The following is a 15,791-nucleotide window of genomic DNA, read 5'->3' as shown; positions in this document are numbered from 1 at the left end:
TGACCGCCATGGTGACGTCCGACCAGACCTCGGTGCTCGTCGTGGGAGCGGGGCCCGTCGGCCTGACCGCCGCCCACGAACTGGCCCGTCGGGGCATCCGCGTACGGCTCGTCGACGCCGCGCCCGGACCGGCCCGCACCAGCCGGGCGGTCGCCGTCCACCCGCGCACCCTGGAGACCTTCGACCAGATGGGCGTGGCCGAGCCCGTCCTCGCGAGCGGCCGGCACAACAAGGCGTTCACCATGTACGCCGGCGGGCGGCGCCTGGTGCGCCTCGAAGCCGACTACTCCTCGATGCCCACCCGCTTCCCGTACACCGTCGTCATCGAGCAGACCCGCACCGAGCAACTGCTGCGCGAGGCCTGCGGACGGCTCGGCGTCACCCCCGAATGGGGCGTCCGGCTGACCGGCCTCGACCAGGACGAGCACGGCGTACGGGCCCGCCTGGAGCATGCCGGCGGCCGCATCGAGGAGTACGCGGCCGGCTGGCTGGTCGGCTGCGACGGTGGCCACAGCACCGTGCGCAAGGAACTCGGACTGGAGCTGATCGGCGAGTCCAGCGAAACCTGGGAACTGGCAGACGCCCCCGTCGACTTAGACCTGCCGCCCGACACCATCTACTGGGTCCACACCGGTGGCCAGGCCCTGATGATGGTGCCCTACCAGCGGGACGGCCACTGGCGGCTGCTCGACACGGCCCCCACCGCCCGCCCCGGCACCACCGGCGCCGCCCACGACCGGGAGAGCGCCGAACGCTTCTCCGCCCGCCTCAGCGCCGGACTCGGCCGCGAGGTCCGCGTCGGCCGGCCCGAATGGACCTCCGTCTTCACCTTCCAACAGCGCATGGTGCCCCGCATGCACGAAGGCCGCGTCTTCGTGGCGGGCGACGCGGCGCACGTGCACAGCCCCGCCTCCGGCCAGGGCATGAACACCGGCATCCAGGAGGCGTACAACCTCGCCTGGAAGCTCTCCATGACCGCGCACGGCCAGGCCGGGCGGGACCTGCTCGCCACCTACACGCAGGAGCGGGTCCCCGTCGGCCGCAGGCTGCTCGGCTCCACCAAGCAGGCGACCTTCCTCGTCCAGCTCAAGAACAACCTCGCGGGCGTGATGCTCCCGGTCGTCTTCTCCGTCGTACGCGGCGCACCCCCGCTGCGCCGCGCCATCCAGCGCAAGGTGCTCGGCGGCATGTCCGGGCTCCTCCTCGGCTACCCCGACTCCCCGCTGACCGGCGCCGACGGCGGGCTGCGGGCGCCCGCCGGATCGCGCGCCGCCGCCATCGCGGCCGCCCTGCCCGCAGGCCCGACGGCCACCGCCCTGCACGCCGAACTCCGCGACACCCGCTGGACGCTGCTGTACGCGCCCGACGGAGACGAGGCGAGCGCGACCGCCGAGGGCGCCGCCGCCGCGGCCGCGCACTGGCTCTCGGTCCGGGCCGTCGGAGCGCCCGCGGGCAGCGCGCCCGGACCGCTGCCCGACCCGGACGGAGCGCTCCGCGACGCGCTCGGCCTCGCCTCCGGCGGCTGGACGCTGATCCGCCCCGACGGCTACCTGGCGGCGAGCGGCCCCCGACTCACCACGCGGCGGCTGGCGCAGGCCCTGGCCGTGCTCGGTCCAGTGCTCCTCCACCACTCCTCGAACCGGTCCCCAGCGGCTGCGGACACGGTCGAGACAACCACCCGAGTCCTGGAGGGACGACGATGACGGCGACGACTGACGAGGCGGTGCCCCCCGCCCCCGTGGCCCTGGTCACGGGCGCGACCAGCGGAATCGGCCTGGCCGTGGCCCGGGACCTGGGCCGGCGCGGGCACCGGGTGTTCATCTGCGCCCGCGACCGGGCGGCCGTCAAGCAGACCGTCGAGGACCTGCGGGCCGAGGGCCTGGAGGTGGAGGGCGGGGCTGGCGACGTCCGCGTCAAGAAGGACGTCATCGCGCTGGTCGCGGCCGCCGTCGAAACCTTCGGCCCCATCAGCGTCCTCGTCAACAACGCCGGGCGCAGCGGCGGCGGCCGCACCGCCGAACTCACCGACGAGCTGTGGCACGACGTCATCGACACCAACCTCAACAGCGTGTTCCTGGTGACCCGCGAGGCGCTGCGCAGCGGTGGCCTCGGCACCGGCCCCTACGGCCGCGTCATCAACATCGCCTCCACCGCCGGCAAGCAGGGCGTGGTGCTCGCCGCCCCCTACACGGCCTCCAAGCACGCCGTCATCGGCTTCACCAAGTCCCTCGGCAAGGAGCTCGCGACGACCGGGACCACCGTCAACGCGGTCTGCCCGGGATACGTCGAGACGCCGATGGCCGCCCGGGTGCGCGCCGGGTACGCGGGCGTCTGGAACAAGACCGAGGAGGAGGTCCTGGAGGAGTTCGAGGCGAAGATCCCGCTGGGCCGCTACTCGACGCCCGAGGAAGTCGCCGCCCTGGTGGGCTACCTGACCACGCCGCTCGCGGCATCGATCACGGCCCAGGCGCTGAACGTCTGCGGCGGTCTGGGGAACTTCTGATGACCACCTCCGCACCCGAGGCCGGGCGCCTCCACCACACCTCCCACACGATCGAGGTCGCCGCCCCCGCGGGCGTGGTCTACGGGCTGATCGCGGACGCCGCCAAATGGCCCCTGTACTTCCCGCCCAACGTCCACGTGGAGCGGCTCGCATTCGACGGGGTGCACGAGCACCTGGCGGTGTGGGCCACGGCCAACGGCCGCGCCACGTCCTGGACCTCCCGCCGCCGGCTCGACGCGGCCGCCCGCCGGATCGAGTTCCGCCAGGAGGTGCCCGCGGCCCCGCTGTCCGCGATGACCGGCACCTGGGCCGTGGAGTCGCTGGGCGCCGAACGCTCCCGGCTGACCCTGCTGCACGAGTTCTCCGTGGCCGGCGACCGGGCCGAGGACGTGGCCTGGGTCAACCGGGCCACCGACACCAACAGCCGCGCCGAACTGGGCAACATCGCCCGGCTCGGGGAACGCTGGGGGCGGCTGGACGCCCTCGTGATGTCCTTCGAGGACACCGTCCACGTGGCGGCGCCGCCCGACGCCGTCTACACCTTCCTGGAGAAGGTCGCCGACTGGCCGAAGCTGCTCCCGCACGTCTCCCGCCTGGAGGTGACGGAAGAGGGGCCGGTGCAGGTGATGTCGATGGACACGCTGACGGCGGACGGGGCCTCGCACACCACCGATTCGGTACGCGTCTGCTTCCCCGAGGCCCGCCGCATCGTCTACAAGCAGACCCGCACCCCGGCCCTGATGGAAGCCCACACCGGCTCCTGGACGGTGACCGCAGACGCGCACGGCACCACCGCCACCGCCCAACACAGCGTGGTCCTGCGCGAGGACGCCATCACCGCCGTGCTCGGGGAGGACGCCGACCTGCGCTCGGCGCGCGCGTACCTCCGTACGGCACTGGGACGCAACAGCACCGCCACGCTCACCTTCGCCAAGCGGTACGCCGAAACCCGCTAGCGGATCTGTTGCCGCAGGGGGACGGCCGCTCCAGCCGTCCTCCAGCGCGGTCGTCGACGCTCGAAGACCGGCACCGGCAACCAACCCGTGGGGGGCAAGGCGATGAGACGCGTGGTCGTCACCGGCATCGGGGTCGTCGCCCCGGGCAAGCCCGGTACCAAGGAGTTCTGGTCCCTGCTGACCTCCGGGCGCACGGCCACCCGCACCATCACCCTCCTCGACCCCGCCCCCTACCGCTCGCAGGTCGCCGCCGAGGCCGACTTCGACCCGGTGCAGCACGGGTTCGGGCCGCCGGAGGTCGAACGGCTCGACCGGGCCGCGCAGTTCGCCCTCGTCAGCGCCCGCGAGGCACTCGCCGACGCCGGGCTGGAAGGATCGCTCGACCCCACCAGGTGCGGGGTCACCCTCGGCAGCGCGCTCGGCTGCACCACCGGCCTGGAACGCGAGTACGCGCACGTCAGCGACCGCGGCGGACGGTGGCTGGTGGACCACGACCGGGCCGCCGAACAGCTCTACGACTACTTCGTGCCCTCCTCCATGGCGGCCGAGGTCGCCCGCACCGCCGGCGCCCAGGGTCCGGTCTCCCTGGTGTCCACCGGCTGTACCTCCGGCCTGGACGCCATCGGGCACGCCGTCGACCTGGTCCGCGAAGGCAGCGCCGACGTGATGGTCACCGGCGCCGCCGAGGCCCCGATCTCGCCCATCAGCCTGGCCTGCTTCGACGCGATCAAGGCGACCACCCCGCGCAACGACGACCCGGCCGGCGCCTCGCGGCCCTTCGACCGCACCCGCAACGGCTTCGTACTGGGCGAGGGCGCGGCCGTCCTGGTCATCGAGGAACTGGAGCACGCCCGGCGGCGCGGTGCGCACGTCTACGCCGAGATCGCCGGTTTCGCCTCGCGCAGCAACGCGTACCACATGACCGGACTGCGCCCCGAGGGCACGGAGATGGCCGAGGCCATCCGCGCCGCGCTCGACGAGGCACGCCTCGACGCCGGCGCCGTGGACTACATCAACGCGCACGGCTCCGGCACCAAGCAGAACGACCGGCACGAGACCGACGCCTTCAAGCGCAGCCTCGGCGAGCGCGCCCGCCAGGTACCGGTCAGCTCGATCAAGTCGATGATCGGGCACTCCCTCGGCGCGGTCGGCGCCCTGGAGGTGGCCGCCTGCGCGCTCACCATCGAGCACGGCGTCGTACCGCCGACCGCCAACCTGCACGAGCCCGACCCGGCCTGCGACCTCGACTACACCCCGCTCACCGCCCGCGAGCAGCGCACGGACACCGTCCTCACCGTCGGCAGCGGCTTCGGCGGCTTCCAGAGCGCCATGATCCTGACCCGCCCGAGCCTGAAGGCAGCAGCCGTATGAACACCGTCCTCGCGGCCCCCGCGACCACCGCCGTCTTCACCGGGATCGGGATCGCGGCCCCGGGCGGGCTGGGCACCGAGGCCTGGTGGGCCGCCGTCCTGCGCGGCGAGAGCGGCATCGGCCCGGTCACCCGCTTCGACGCCTCCCCGTACCCGGTGCGCCTCGCCGGGGAGGTGCCCGGCTTCGTCGACGAGGACCACGTCTCCAGCCGGCTGCTGCCGCAGACCGACCGGGTGACCCGGCTGTCGCTGGCCGCAGCCCAGGAGGCCATCGACGACTCCGGGGCCGACATCGCCGAACTGCCCCCGTACGCGGCGGGCGTGGTCACCGCGAACTCCTCCGGCGGCTTCGAGTTCGGCCACCGCGAGCTCCAGGCCCTGTGGAGCCAGGGCCCGCAACACGTCAGCGCGTACCAGTCCTTCGCCTGGTTCTACGCCGTCAACAGCGGCCAGATCTCCATCAAGCACGGCCTGCGCGGAGCCTCCGGCGTGGTCGTCTCCGAACAAGCCGGCGGCCTCGACGCGGTGGCGCACGCCCGCCGCCAGCTCCGCAAGGGCGCCCGGCTCGTGGTGACCGGCGGCCTCGACTCCGCCCTGTGCCCCTGGGGCTGGGCCGCGCACCTCGCGGGCGGCTCCATGAGCACCGTCGCCGACCCCGCCCGGGCCTACCTGCCCTTCGACGAGGACGCCTCCGGCCATGTGGTCGGCGAGGGCGGAGCGCTGCTCGTCATGGAGGAGGCCGGCAGCGCGGCCGCCCGCGGCGCCCGCGTGTACGGCAGCCTGGCCGGGCACGCGGCCACCTTCGACGCCTCCCCGCAGGAGCCGCGGTTGGCGGACGCCGCGCGGCTCGCGCTCGCCGACGCCGGGATCGAACCGGCCGACGTCGACCTGGTCTTCGCGGACGCCGCCGGCGAGCGGGGCGCCGACCGGGCCGAGGCCGCGGCACTCGCCGCCGTCTTCGGCCCGTACGGGGTCCCCGTCACCGCGCCCAAGAGCATGGCCGGACGGCTCTCCGCGGGCGGCGCCGCCCTCGACCTGGCGGCGGCCCTGCTCGCCCTGCGCGACCAGGTGATCCCGCCGACCACCGGCACCGTGCGCCCCGCCGCCGACTGCCCCGTGGACCTGGTCACCGGCGCCCCGCGCACCGGGCCCGCGCTGCGCACGGCCCTGGTGCTGGCCCGGGGCCGGGGCGGCTTCAACGCGGCGGCCGTCGTCCGCGCCGCCTGACACGACAGACACAACGGAGCACGGAAGAGAGGCAGATTCATGGGACAGGAGCGGTTCGAACTGGCGGACCTGGTCAGGCTGCTGCGCGAATGCGCGGGCGAGGCCGAGGGGACCGACCTCGACGGGGACATCCTCGACAGGAGCTTCGGGGACCTCGGCTACGACTCGCTGGCGATGCTGGAGACCACCGGCCGGGTCGAGCGCGACCACGCCGTGGTGCTCGACGAGGAGGAGCTCGACGAGGCGTACACGCCGCGCCGCTACCTCGACATGGTCAACCGGGCGATGGCCGCCCAGCGCGCGACGGTCTGACCGGGCACCGGGCACCGGGCACCGGGCACCTGACATCGGGGAGGCGCGGGAAGCCCGTCGATTACTCCCCGAACGGTCCTCTAGCGGCCTTCCAGCCACCTTCCGGCGGGCTCGGGCACATTCGTGACCCTAGGGCGAGAGAGGTGGACCGATGTCACTCGAGCGGACACATCACAGGGCTTACACGGTGGACATGGACGCACCCGCGGGCGTGGTGTACGGCCTGATCGCCGACACCACCCAGTGGCCCCTGCTCATGCCGCCCAGCGTGCACGTCGAGCGGCTCGACTTCGACGGGACCGAGGACCGGTTCCAGATGTGGGTCACCGCCAACGGTCAGGTGAAGTCCTGGTTCTCCCGCCGGGCCATGGACCCCGTCGCCCGCCGCGTCGAGTTCCGCCAGGAGACCCCCGCGGCGCCGGCGCTGAGCATGGGCGGCCGCTGGACCGTGGAGGAACTCGGCGCGAACCGCTCCCGGCTCACCCTCGACCACGACTTCACCGTGGCGCCGGGCCGCCCCGACGACGCCGCCTGGGTGGGGCTCGCCACCGACACCAACAGCCGCGCCGAACTCGACCGCATCAAGGAGACCGCCGAGCGCTGGACGCGCCTCGACGAACTGGTCCTCACCTTCGAGGACAAGATCAAGGTCCAGGCGCCGCCGGAGCTCGTCTACGACTTCCTGTACCGGGTCGACGCCTGGCCCGCGCACCTGTCGCACGTCACCCGCGCCGAGGTCACCGAGGACGCCCCCGGCATCCAGCACGTCAGCACGGAGACCCTGGGCGCCGAAGGCTCCCGGCAGACCACCGAAGCCGTACGGATCTGCTTCCCGGCCGCCTACCGGCTCGTCTACAAGGAGACCCCGGCCACCCCGCTGTTCGCCGCCCACACCGGCGAGTGGTCGCTGTTCCCCGACGAGACCGGCGTCACCGCCGTCTCCCGGCACAGCGTCCTGCTGCGCGAGGAGGCCATCGAAATGGTGTTCGGCCCCGACGCGGACCTCGCCGACGCGCGGGCGTACGTACGCCAGACGCTCGGCCGCGACAGCACGGCCACCCTCGCCGTCGCCGCACAGCACGCGGAATCCGCTGTCCGCAGTCTCTGACCAGGGAGTTGAGCACCGCACATGACGACCTCCCTGGCCCCCGTCGGCCTGCCTGCCGGCCAACCCGCGGCGGCCCGGCCGCGGCTGGGCGCACCCGAGGCGGCCGCCCGCGCCGCCCGCCTCGAATCGCTCCTCGGAGACCCGCACGACCCCGCCAACCGGCACGGCATCGCCGCCCTCGCCGGAGCCGACGCCCGGTGCCAACCTCCGGCCGCGACCGAGGAGCTGCTCGCCTCGGCCGGGCTCGGAGCCGAGTTCGTGCCCGCCGGGGAGGGCGGCCGGCTCACCCGCGCCGACCTGCTGGCGCAGGTGCTGCGGCCCGTGTTCCGGCGGGACGTGGCCCTCGGCTTCGGGTACGGCATCACCTCGCTGTTCGCCTCCGCCGCGGTCTGGGCCGAGGGCACCCCCGAGCAGCGCGCCGAGCTCGCGGGGCTGCTGGTGGGCGGCGGCCGGGCGTCGATCGTGCACCACGAGCTCGCCCACGCCAACGGCATCCTGCGCGACGAGTTCACCGCCGAGCCGGAGCCAGCGGGCGGCTACCGGCTCAGCGGCAGCAAGGACGTCATCCTCAACGCCGCCCGGTCCGAGGCGTACGTGGTCTACGCCCGCACCGCCCCGGCCCGCGGCCCCCGCAGCCACTCGGTCTTCCTGCTCGACGCCGACGCGATCGCGGGCGCCCGCGCGAGCGGCCGACTCGCCCATCTGCCGCGCGTCGCCACGCACGGCATGCGCGGAGGCCTCTTCTCCGGGCTGGAGTTCAGCGGCTTCCCGCTGCCGGGGCACACCCTGGTCGGGCAGGAGGGCCAGGGCGTGGCCCTGGCCCTGCGCACCTTCCAGGTCAACCGGTGCCTGATCCCCGCCGTCGCCGTGGCCGCGGCGGACACCGTCCTGCACTCCGCCGTACGCGCCGTCACCGAGGGCCGCACCGCCCCCCTGGCCCGGCGCCGGCACAAGCCGCTCGCCGGGGTCTTCGCCGACCTGCTGGCCGCCGACAGCATGGCCACCGTGTCCCTGCGCGCCCTGAGCCTGCTGCCGGCGCACGTCAACGTGCTGGCCGCGGCCGTCAAGTACGTCGTACCGGACCTGATCCGGGAGAACCTGGAGGAGCTGGCCGGCGTACTCGGCGGCCACGGCTACGTGCGCGGCGACGCCCAGTACGGAGCCCTGGACAAGCTGGTCCGCGACCTGCCGGTGGCCGGCCTCGGCCACGCCGGGACCGCCGCCTGCCAGGCCGTCATCGTGCCCCAGCTGCGCGGCCTGGCCGAGCGCTCCTGGTTCCGCATGCCCGAGCCGCCCCCCGGCCTCTTCGGCGACGGGGCCCGGCTGCCCGACCTGGACTACCGGCAGCTGGGCATCGCCGGGGGCGACGACTTCCTCGCGGCCACGCTCGTCGGCGCGGCCGACCGACTCGGCACGGCCCTGAGGCTCGGCGGCCAGATGGCGGCCCTCGCCGAACTCGCCGACGGATTCGTGGGCGAGCTGCGCGAGCTGCGCACCCGGTGCGCGGCCCTGCCCGCGGGCCGGGCCACGCTGGCCGGTCCCGGGGTGGCGGTACTCGCCGACCGGTACGCGCTGATCCTGGCGGCCGCCGCGGTACTCGGCGTCTGGGAGGCGCAGGACGGCACGGACGCCTTCCTCGCCGACCCCGCCTGGGCCGTGCTCGCCCTCACCCGGATCGGCAGCCGCCTCGGCATCGCCGTCCCCGACCTGCCCGAAGGCTGCCTCGCCCAGGTGCTCGACGAGCTGATCCGCCGGCACCGCACGGGCCGCAGCTACGACCTGGCCGGGACGGAGCTCACCCGATGAACCCGGCCGCCCCGGCACCGTCGGCCCCGACGAACCCGTCCTCCACACACCCATCCTCCACACACCCGTCCTCCACACACCCGGCGGCGGCGCCGCCCGTCCACGTCACCGGCCCCGACGGGCCCTGGGAAGAGGTGTCCGCGGGGCTGGAGCTGCGCGGCAGCGTCGTCGTGTACGCGACGTGGGGGGAGTGGCTGACCGCCGCGCTCGCCGACGCCTCGCTGCGCCCGCTGCTCGGCCGGGACTGGCAGCGCTACCGGCGCACCCCCGACGCGGCGGTCCGCTACCGCTTCGTCACCTCGCGCATGGTCGTCAAGTACACGGCGGCCGCCGCGCTGCGGACCGAGCCGGCCGCGCTCGACCTCTCGTACCGGATCGGTGGACGTCCCTACATCCGCGGCATGAGCCAGATCGACCTCAGCCTCAGCCACACCGAGGACCTGATCGCCGTCGGGATCAGCCGGATCGGCCGGATCGGCGTGGACGTGGAACCGGCCGGCCGCCGGATGTCCTACGAACTGCTGAAGGACCGCGTGTGCATCCCCGCCGAGTCCGTCGAGCTCGACCGGATGACCCCGGACCGGCAGGCCGCCGAGATGCTGCGGCTGTGGACCCTCAAGGAGGCCTACACCAAGGCGCTGGGACAGGGACTGAGGCTGGGATTCACGGAGTTCGGCTTCGGCCTGGCCGACGGCGCGTTCCTCGGACCCGACGGAAGTCCGGCGGCCGGCGCCGGCTCCTGGTGGTTCGCCACGCACCGGGTGCTGGGGCGGTACCTGCTCAGCGCCGCCTGGTCCGACACAGGGCTCGACACCGCCCGCGACACGGCCGTCGACACGATGTTCGACGAGGGATTCATGGGAGCCGTGGAGGCCGAACTCGAAGCCGGCTGAAGCCGAGACCCCCGACCCCCGACCCGCGACCCCCGACCCACGCGAGAACCCCGATCAGGAACCCACAGGAGAGAGAGGAGGAAGGAACGCGATGAGCGCGGCCCGCCAAAGCTTCCGTACGGGCACCGGCCCGCGCCCGCGGCCCGTACCAGCCTCGGCCCTCCAACGGGACCTGCTGCTCGACACGCTGGAGCGCCCGGGCGCCGGAATCCACGCCGGGCAGCTGGTGGTGCGGTGGCAAGGGCCGCTGGACACGGCGCGGTTCGACGCGGCCTGGCAGACCCTCCACGACGCGGACGCCGCCCTGCGCACCGCGCTCGCCGAACCCGCGGGAGAGCTGCCCACGATGGCCGTCCATCCCCGGGTGGAGCCGCGGATCGCGCACCAGGAGCCGGGCGGCGCCGACTGGTACGCCCTGGTCCGGGGCGAGCGGCTGCGCGCGTTCGACCTGAGCCGGCCGGGGCAGCTGCGCATCCTGCTGGGCGAGGAGGGCGCGCCGCCCGGGGCCACGCGGATCCTGTTCACCTACCACCACGCCTTCCTCGACGGGCGCAGCATGCGCGGCCTGCTGAGGGCGTTCCTGCGCGCCTACCTCGCCGACGGCCGGCCGCTGGGCGGCGAGCGCCGGCCCGACGTGCGCGACCACGCGCACTGGCTGTCCCGGCAGGACACCTCGGCCGCGCGGGAGTTCTGGTCGCGGGCCGCACCGCCGCCCGAGGCGGTCACCCTGCCCGCCCTCCCCGCCGAGCCCGTCGTGCCCGCTGAACCTGCCGTGGTCCGGTCCGGCCACGGGTGGAGCCGGGAGCGGCTCACGCCGCCGGAGGCCGCGCGGCTGCGGGCCTGGGCGGCGGGCCACGGGGCGACCGAGTCGACCGCCCTGCACGCGGTGTGGGCGCTGCTCCTGTACCGGGCCGCCGCTGCCGCGGAACTCGCGGACCCGGTGCCCGTCGCCTTCTCCGCGGCCGTCTCCGGCCGGGGCATCGCCCTCGCCGGCGCCGAGTTGCTCTCCGGCACCCTGCGCAGCTCCCTCCCGCTGTCGGTGCGCGTACGGGCCTCGATGCCGGTGGCGCTACTGCTGGAGGAGCTGAGCGGACACGCCCTGGACCGCGCGGCGTACGAATGGGTGTCGGCCGGCCAGATCGAGGAGTGGGCGGGCCACCGCGACGGCACGGCGGACGCGACGCCGCCCGTCGTCGAGTCGCTCGTCGTCTTCGAGCCGGGGACCGCGAACGACGCCGTCCTCGGCACGGTCGCCGACGAACTCGCCGAAGAGGGCGTACGGGTGGACGCGCCCGAGGTGATCGAGGGGCACGCCGCGGTGCCGTTCGCCCTCGTCGCCCACCACGACCCCGAAGGCGGACTGGTGCTGACCGGCGGGCACGACCGCGCCCGGTTCGAGGACGCCGACGCGGCCGCGCTGCTCGCCCAGGCCGCCCTGCTGCTGAGCACCCTGCCCGAGGGGCCGGCGGCCCTGGACGTGGCCGGGGTCCTGGAGCTGCTCGACGGCGTGCCCGTACCGCGGGTGCGGCCCGGGCCGCCCGCTCCGGCGCGCATCCTGCGGGCGGCCGCCCGTCCCGGGGCGGGCACGATCTGCCTGCTGCCGCCACCGGGTTCGCCGCCCGGCTGCTACGACGGGCTCCCCGCGCTCTACGACGGCCCGCAGGCCCTCGCCACCGTGGCCAGCCTCCCCGACGGGCAGGACCCGACCCGCTGCCTGCGGGCCCTTCGGCCCGCGCTCACCCGGGGCGAACCGGTGCTCCTCGGCGGCTTCTCCGGTGCGGGCGATGCCGCCCGGCAGGCCGCCGAGCGGGTCGCCGCACACGGCTGGCGCCCGCCGCCGGTCGCCATCGCCGGCGCCGCGGACGGCGGGCCCCGCCCGCTGCGGACACTGGCCCGCGCGCTGGCGGCAGCCGTGCGGAGCCCGCGTTTCACGTCCGCCTCCTCGGTCCCACCCGGCTCAACAGCTCCCTCTGCCCCCTCAGTCCCCTCCGTCCCAAACCATCAGGAGTGACATGTCCCGCCGTCTGTTCACCTCGGAGTCCGTGACCGAGGGCCACCCCGACAAGATCGCCGACCAGATCAGCGACACGATCCTCGACGCGCTCCTCACCGAGGACCCCACCTCGCGCGTCGCCGTGGAGACCCTCATCACCACCGGTCTCGTGCACATCGCGGGCGAGGTGACGACGAAGGCCTACGCGCCGATCGCGAAGCTCGTCCGCGACAAGATCCTGGAGATCGGCTACGACTCGTCCGTCAAGGGCTTCGACGGCGCCTCCTGCGGCGTGTCCGTCTCCATCGGCGCACAGTCCCCGGACATCGCGCAGGGCGTCGACACCGCCTACGAGAACCGGGTCGAGGGCGAGGAGGACGAGCTCGACAAGCAGGGCGCCGGCGACCAGGGCCTGATGTTCGGCTACGCCACCGACGAGACCCCCGAGCTCATGCCGCTCCCCATCCACCTGGCGCACCGGCTCTCCCGCCGGCTGTCCGAGGTCCGCAAGAACGGCACGCTGCCGTACCTGCGCCCGGACGGAAAGACCCAGGTCACCATCGAGTACGACGGCGACGCGGCGGTCCGCCTGGACACCGTGGTCGTCTCCTCGCAGCACGCCTCCGACATCGACCTGGAGGGGCTGCTGGCCCCCGACATCCAGGAACACGTGGTCGAGCACGTACTGGCCCAACTGGCGAAGGACGGCATCAAGCTCCAGACCGAGGGCTACCGCCTGCTCGTCAACCCGACCGGCCGCTTCGAGATCGGCGGCCCGATGGGCGACGCCGGCCTCACCGGCCGCAAGATCATCATCGACACCTACGGCGGCATGGCCCGCCACGGCGGCGGCGCCTTCTCCGGCAAGGACCCGTCGAAGGTCGACCGCTCCGCCGCGTACGCGATGCGCTGGGTCGCGAAGAACGTGGTCGCCGCCGGCCTCGCCTCGCGCTGCGAGGTCCAGGTCGCGTACGCCATCGGCAAGGCCGAGCCCGTCGGCCTCTTCGTCGAGACCTTCGGCACGGAGAAGACCGAGATCGCCAAGATCCAGGACGCGATCGCCGAGGTCTTCGACCTGCGCCCGGCCGCGATCATCCGCGACCTCGACCTGCTCCGCCCGATCTACGCCCAGACCGCCGCCTACGGCCACTTCGGCCGCGAGCTGCCGGACTTCACCTGGGAGCGCACCGACCGGGCCGAGGCCCTCAAGGCCGCCGCCACCCGCTGACGGCTCCCCTCCCCCCACGGCTCCCCTTCCCCCCACCCCTGCCCCGCCCGCCCCCGCCCCACCCCGCCGACAGCGAGAGCCCGGCCCAACCCCGCCCCAGGAGACCACGTGCGTATTGCGGTGACAGGATCCATCGCCACGGATCACCTCATGGCCTTTCCGGGCCGGTTCGTCGACCAGCTCCTCCCCGACCAGCTGGAACACGTCTCGCTGTCCTTCCTCGTCGACTCCCTGGAGGTCCGGCGGGGCGGGGTGGCGGCCAACATCGCCTACGGCCTCGGCGTGCTGGGGCTCGACCCCCTGCTCGTCGGGGCCGTCGGCCCCGACTTCGGCGAGTACGAGGTCTGGCTCAAGGAACACGGTGTGGACACCGGCGGAGTGCACGTCTCCGCCGGGCACCAGACCGCCCGCTTCATGTGCATGACCGACCAGGACTCCAACCAGATCGCCTCCTTCTACGCGGGCGCGATGGCGGAGGCCGCCGAGATCGACCTGCGCGGACTCGTCGCCACCGGCGGCCCCCTGGACCTGGTCCTCGTATCGCCCAACGACCCGGCCGCGATGCTCCGCCATACCAAGGAGTGCCGCGAACTGGGCATCCCCTTCGCCGCCGACCCCTCCCAGCAACTGGCCCGGCTCTCCGGGGACGAGGTACGGACCCTGGTCGACGGAGCCCGCTGGCTGTTCACGAACGAGTACGAGTCGGCGCTGCTGCGCGAGCGCGCCGAATGGAGCGCCGAGGACGTGCTCGCCCGGGTCCACACCTGGGTCACCACCCTCGGCTCGAAGGGCGTGCGCATCGAACGCCAGGGGGCCCCGGCCCTCATCGTCGAAGCCGTCCCGGACGTACCCGCCGAGGACCCGACCGGCGTCGGAGACGCCTTCCGCTCCGGCTTCCTCGCCGCGGTCAGCAAGGGCCTGCCGCTGGAGGCGGCAGCCCAACTCGGCTGCGCGATGGCGGCACTGGTCCTCCGCGCCGTCGGCTCCCAGTCGTACGAAGCCCGGCCCGCCGAGCTGCTGCGCACGGTACGCGCGGTGTACGGGCCGGGCGCCGAGCGCCGGCTGGAAGCCGTACTGGGCCCCGAGGGAGGGGACTCGTGAACCGGGCCGATGCCCTCCGAGAGGCACTCGCCACGCGTGTGGTCGTCGCCGACGGGGCCATGGGGACGATGCTCCAGGCGCAGGACCCCTCGATGGAGGACTTCCAGCAGCTGGAGGGTTGCAACGAGGTCCTGAACGTCACGCGTCCGGACATCGTGCGGACGGTCCACGAGGCGTACTTCTCGGTGGGTGTGGACTGCGTCGAGTCGAACACCTTCGGTGCGAACTACGCGGCGCTGGCCGAGTACGACATCGCGGACCGCAACTTCGAGCTGTCCGAGGCGGGCGCGCGCATCGCCCGTGAGGTCGCCGACGAGTTCACCGCTTCGAGCGGGCAGCAGCGCTGGGTGCTGGGCTCGATGGGGCCGGGGACGAAGCTGCCGACGCTGGGCCACATCACGTACGGCCAGATCCGCGATGCCTACCAGGTCAACGCGGAGGGTCTGCTCACCGGCGGCGCCGACGCGCTCCTCGTGGAGACCACGCAGGACCTGCTGCAGACCAAGTCGTCGATCATCGGCGCGCGGCGGGCCATGGAGGCGCTGGGCGTGTCCGTCCCGCTGATCTGCTCGGTGACGGTGGAGACGACGGGCACGATGCTGCTGGGGTCGGAGATCGGTGCGGCGCTGACGGCGCTGGAGCCGCTGGGCATCGACATGATCGGTCTGAACTGTGCGACCGGTCCGGCGGAGATGAGTGAGCACCTGCGCTACCTCGCCCGCAACGCGCGCATCCCGATCTCCTGCATGCCCAACGCCGGCCTGCCGGTGCTGACCAAGGACGGGGCGCACTACCCGCTGTCCGCCTCCGAGATGGCCGACGCCCAGGAGAACTTCGTCCGCGAGTACGGGCTGTCGCTGGTGGGCGGCTGCTGCGGTACGACGCCGGAGCACCTGCGGCAGGTCGTCGAGCGGGTGCGGGGTGCGGAGATCACCGCGCGGACCCCGCAGCCGGAGCCGGGCGCTGCTTCGCTGTATCAGACGGTGCCGTTCCGGCAGGACACGTCGTACATGGCGATCGGTGAGCGGACGAACGCGAACGGGTCGAAGAAGTTCCGTGAGGCGATGTTGGAGGCCCGCTGGGACGACTGTGTGGAGATGGCGCGGGACCAGATCCGTGAGGGCGCGCACATGCTCGACCTGTGCGTGGACTACGTGGGGCGCGACGGCGTCGCGGACATGGAGGAGCTCGCCGGCCGTTTCGCCACCGCCTCCACCCTGCCGATCGTTCTGGACTCGACCGAGGTTCCCGTGATCCAGGCGGGTCTGGAGAAGCTCGGCGGGCGTGCGGTCAT

General features: G+C 73.8%; 13 protein-coding genes. All 13 read left to right on the top strand.

Annotated elements, in window-relative coordinates; all coding sequences use genetic code 11:
- The first annotated feature begins 8 nt into the window (after nucleotides 1–8).
- Complete coding sequence (locus tag ACFV9H_RS20075; protein WP_385399876.1) at nucleotides 9–1,703, top strand: FAD-dependent oxidoreductase; 1,695 nt, start codon at nucleotides 9–11, stop codon at nucleotides 1,701–1,703.
- Nucleotides 1,700–2,503: an SDR family NAD(P)-dependent oxidoreductase gene (locus ACFV9H_RS20070; protein ID WP_385399873.1), complete on the top strand. Its 804-nt coding sequence runs from the start codon at nucleotides 1,700–1,702 to the stop codon at nucleotides 2,501–2,503. Before ACFV9H_RS20075 ends, ACFV9H_RS20070 begins: the two co-directional genes overlap by 4 nt.
- On the top strand, nucleotides 2,503–3,459 hold the full coding sequence (locus ACFV9H_RS20065) for an aromatase/cyclase (protein ID WP_385399871.1): 957 nt from the start codon (nucleotides 2,503–2,505) through the stop codon (nucleotides 3,457–3,459). Before ACFV9H_RS20070 ends, ACFV9H_RS20065 begins: the two co-directional genes overlap by 1 nt.
- A 102-nt stretch (nucleotides 3,460–3,561) precedes the next feature.
- Nucleotides 3,562–4,830 carry a beta-ketoacyl-[acyl-carrier-protein] synthase family protein gene (locus tag ACFV9H_RS20060; protein WP_385399869.1) on the top strand — a complete coding sequence of 423 codons (1,269 nt, stop codon included), beginning with the start codon at nucleotides 3,562–3,564 and terminating at the stop codon, nucleotides 4,828–4,830.
- Nucleotides 4,827–6,056, top strand: a complete 1,230-nt coding sequence (locus ACFV9H_RS20055; RefSeq protein ID WP_385399867.1) for a ketosynthase chain-length factor — start codon at nucleotides 4,827–4,829, stop codon at nucleotides 6,054–6,056. Before ACFV9H_RS20060 ends, ACFV9H_RS20055 begins: the two co-directional genes overlap by 4 nt.
- Before the next feature lie 39 nt (nucleotides 6,057–6,095).
- On the top strand, nucleotides 6,096–6,368 hold the full coding sequence (locus ACFV9H_RS20050) for an acyl carrier protein (RefSeq protein WP_385399864.1): 273 nt from the start codon (nucleotides 6,096–6,098) through the stop codon (nucleotides 6,366–6,368).
- Nucleotides 6,369–6,561: 193 nt separating this feature from the next.
- Nucleotides 6,562–7,476, top strand: a complete 915-nt coding sequence (locus tag ACFV9H_RS20045) for an aromatase/cyclase (protein ID WP_385399862.1) — start codon at nucleotides 6,562–6,564, stop codon at nucleotides 7,474–7,476.
- A 21-nt stretch (nucleotides 7,477–7,497) separates the two neighbouring features.
- Entirely contained in the window at nucleotides 7,498–9,282 is a 1,785-nt protein-coding gene (locus ACFV9H_RS20040) for an acyl-CoA dehydrogenase (RefSeq protein WP_385399859.1), read from the top strand.
- Complete coding sequence (locus ACFV9H_RS20035) at nucleotides 9,279–10,175, top strand: 4'-phosphopantetheinyl transferase family protein (RefSeq protein ID WP_385399856.1); 897 nt, start codon at nucleotides 9,279–9,281, stop codon at nucleotides 10,173–10,175. Before ACFV9H_RS20040 ends, ACFV9H_RS20035 begins: the two co-directional genes overlap by 4 nt.
- Before the next feature lie 91 nt (nucleotides 10,176–10,266).
- Nucleotides 10,267–12,186 carry a condensation domain-containing protein gene (locus tag ACFV9H_RS20030; protein WP_385399853.1) on the top strand — a complete coding sequence of 640 codons (1,920 nt, stop codon included), beginning with the start codon at nucleotides 10,267–10,269 and terminating at the stop codon, nucleotides 12,184–12,186.
- Between the two features lies 1 nt (nucleotide 12,187).
- Nucleotides 12,188–13,396, top strand: coding sequence for a methionine adenosyltransferase (gene metK / locus ACFV9H_RS20025; RefSeq protein ID WP_385399851.1), 1,209 nt, complete (start codon nucleotides 12,188–12,190; stop codon nucleotides 13,394–13,396).
- Between the two features lie 108 nt (nucleotides 13,397–13,504).
- On the top strand, nucleotides 13,505–14,497 hold the full coding sequence (locus ACFV9H_RS20020; protein ID WP_385399849.1) for a carbohydrate kinase family protein: 993 nt from the start codon (nucleotides 13,505–13,507) through the stop codon (nucleotides 14,495–14,497).
- A partial coding sequence (locus ACFV9H_RS20015) for a homocysteine S-methyltransferase family protein (RefSeq protein ID WP_385399846.1) occupies nucleotides 14,494–15,791 on the top strand: 1,298 nt, incomplete at its 3' end. The genes ACFV9H_RS20020 and ACFV9H_RS20015, both read left to right, overlap by 4 nt.

Source organism: Streptomyces sp. NPDC059874 (assembly GCF_042731135.1).
Taxonomy (GTDB): Bacteria; Actinomycetota; Actinomycetes; order Streptomycetales; family Streptomycetaceae; genus Streptomyces.
Note: the sequence above shows the minus strand (reverse complement) of the source record. Positions and strands in the feature narration are given on the sequence as shown.

Bases quoted from the DNA above. Each gene is read 5' to 3' on its own strand.
- ACFV9H_RS20075 (WP_385399876.1), top strand. From the start codon at position 9: ATGGTGACGTCCGACCAGACCTCGGTGCTCGTCGTGGGAGCGGGGCCC.
- ACFV9H_RS20070 (WP_385399873.1), top strand. From the start codon at position 1,700: ATGACGGCGACGACTGACGAGGCGGTGCCCCCCGCCCCCGTGGCCCTG.
- ACFV9H_RS20065 (WP_385399871.1), top strand. From the start codon at position 2,503: ATGACCACCTCCGCACCCGAGGCCGGGCGCCTCCACCACACCTCCCAC.
- ACFV9H_RS20060 (WP_385399869.1), top strand. From the start codon at position 3,562: ATGAGACGCGTGGTCGTCACCGGCATCGGGGTCGTCGCCCCGGGCAAG.
- ACFV9H_RS20055 (WP_385399867.1), top strand. From the start codon at position 4,827: ATGAACACCGTCCTCGCGGCCCCCGCGACCACCGCCGTCTTCACCGGG.
- ACFV9H_RS20050 (WP_385399864.1), top strand. From the start codon at position 6,096: ATGGGACAGGAGCGGTTCGAACTGGCGGACCTGGTCAGGCTGCTGCGC.
- ACFV9H_RS20045 (WP_385399862.1), top strand. From the start codon at position 6,562: ATGGACGCACCCGCGGGCGTGGTGTACGGCCTGATCGCCGACACCACC.
- ACFV9H_RS20040 (WP_385399859.1), top strand. From the start codon at position 7,498: ATGACGACCTCCCTGGCCCCCGTCGGCCTGCCTGCCGGCCAACCCGCG.
- ACFV9H_RS20035 (WP_385399856.1), top strand. From the start codon at position 9,279: ATGAACCCGGCCGCCCCGGCACCGTCGGCCCCGACGAACCCGTCCTCC.
- ACFV9H_RS20030 (WP_385399853.1), top strand. From the start codon at position 10,267: ATGAGCGCGGCCCGCCAAAGCTTCCGTACGGGCACCGGCCCGCGCCCG.
- metK (WP_385399851.1), top strand. From the start codon at position 12,188: ATGTCCCGCCGTCTGTTCACCTCGGAGTCCGTGACCGAGGGCCACCCC.